The organism is Erwinia sp. MYb416 (genome assembly GCF_037479575.1).
Classification (GTDB): domain Bacteria; phylum Pseudomonadota; class Gammaproteobacteria; order Enterobacterales; family Enterobacteriaceae; genus Erwinia; species Erwinia rhapontici.
The window spans coordinates 1-1,891 of record NZ_JBBGYT010000084.1 but is presented as its reverse complement, the minus strand read 5'-3'; the positions used below and the strand labels follow the sequence as shown (position 1 = coordinate 1,891).

At 54.3% G+C, this 1,891-nt stretch carries 1 protein-coding gene; it reads right to left on the bottom strand.

The annotated features are described in order from the left end of the window. Nucleotides 1-3 precede the first annotated feature (3 nt). On the bottom strand, nt 4-1,891 hold a 1,888-nt coding region (locus WH277_RS00740), incomplete at its 5' end, for a flagellin N-terminal helical domain-containing protein (protein ID WP_339503804.1).

The window sequence follows — 1,891 nt, the reverse complement described above, 5'->3', positions numbered from 1 at the left end:
GAATTATCCTTCCAGCAACGACAGCACCATTTGTGGCGTGGTCGTCATCACCTTCGACAGTAACGAGGCGCTGGACTGTTGCAGAATTTGTGCCCGGGCCATTGCGGACACCTCGACGGCATAGTCGGCATCTTCAATACGTGAACGTGATTCAGCAAAATGGGTGGACGTGGCACTCTGCACGTTCTGCACCGATGTCAGACGGTTGGCAGCGGCCCCGAGTAATGAACGCTGGCTATCGATACGGCTGATGGCTCTGTCGAGGGTCGCTAACGGGTCATCCGGATTACGCAGCCGGATTTCAGAACCCGTTTCCGCAATGCTCATCTGGGTGTTGTTTGTGGAAGCATCCGTGACGGCAGCCATCGTCGTGGTGAAGAAGATCTGTACATCACCCACTCCTTCCAGCGTTTTCAACAGGTGGGTATTATTGCCGTCATTCAGCGTGACCAGCGTTGCCGTCTTGTTGACGGTTCCGCCGTGTACATCCATATAATAATTACCCTCCGCATCGAGACGCAGCACATCACTAAAGCTCTGGCCGCCGTTTTCGGTGTAGCGGGTTTCGACATTTGCCGGGTCAAGCGTCACCACGGACGTTCCATTGACGGTCGATACCGCGGTAAAGCTGTTCTGGCTGGCGATGCTGCTGGCCGTCACGCTCAGCGAAGTGAGCGTTCCATCACTCGTGGCATTGACACTGGCGTTGTAATACTGATAGTTGCCGCTGCCGTCACCGACTTCCATCATGTACTGGCTGCCGTATTTCACCAGGCGTGCATCACTGTTTGCCACGGCATTGCCATTTGCATCCGTAAAGGTGAGTGTCGCGGTGCTGGTGTCGATTGCCGGAGTTGTTGAAACCTGGGTCGGCAGTGGCGTGAAGTCAGTATCCGGCTGGCCGCTGGCGTTGGTTATCTGCGCGGTCACAGCACCGCTGGTGGCGAAGTGAATATCAGCAGCGTAATAGATATCGTTCTGTTCGATATAATACTGACCGTTGTTTTCTGTCAGGGTCGGCGGCGGGCTGTTGCTCAATGCAGTTCCGTTGTCGTCCAGATAGTTAACGGAAGGGAGGGGTCGAGCGGCGATAGCGCTGACGCCGCTATACAGCGGAACGTTACTGGAGGTGCCAACAGAAACCGTACCGCTTCCGGTAGCGGTATACCACGTTGCACTATAAGACGCCGGGTAAAACGTTGGCGTGCCGTCGCTGGCGGTGCCCTGTATATAAAGCTGGTTCGTGATGTTGCTTCTCACCAGCTGCGGCGATGTCAGCGTCACTGGCGTCGAGTAGTTCACCGAGACGCTGCCGTTGTTCAGCGAGATATTATTGGCGATGCCGATAATGGTATTCGCTGGCGTAATTGAACCGCTGATGCCGCGGATAATCAGGTCCTTTAAACCCAGCTGTTCAACACTGAAACCCTGTGATAAATCGAGGTCGATTTTATTATTATCGTTCGCACCCACCTGTATACCTACTTTACCCGCACTGCCGTTCAGCAGGCTGATGCCGTTAAAGCGGGAGGTGGTATTGAGTCGATCGATCTCTTTCAGGTTGAGATTGATCTCCGCCTGAATCGCATCACTGTCGGTCTGTGAGTAAGTTTCACTGAGTCCCTGCACGGCGAGTTCGCGGATACGCTGTAAACGACTGTTGATTTCATTCAGTGCGCTTTCGGCTGTTTCTGCCAACGATAAGCCATCAGCGGCGTTGCGCTGCGCCTGTTCCAGCCCTTTCTGCTGACTGGTTAAACGATTAGCAATAGCCTGCCCGGCAGAGTCATCACTCGCACTGTTGATGCGCAGCCCGGACGAGAGACGACGGATAGATTCATCAAGCGCAGAGGCGCTTTTCATCGATTGCTGTTGTACAACAAGGGCCGAC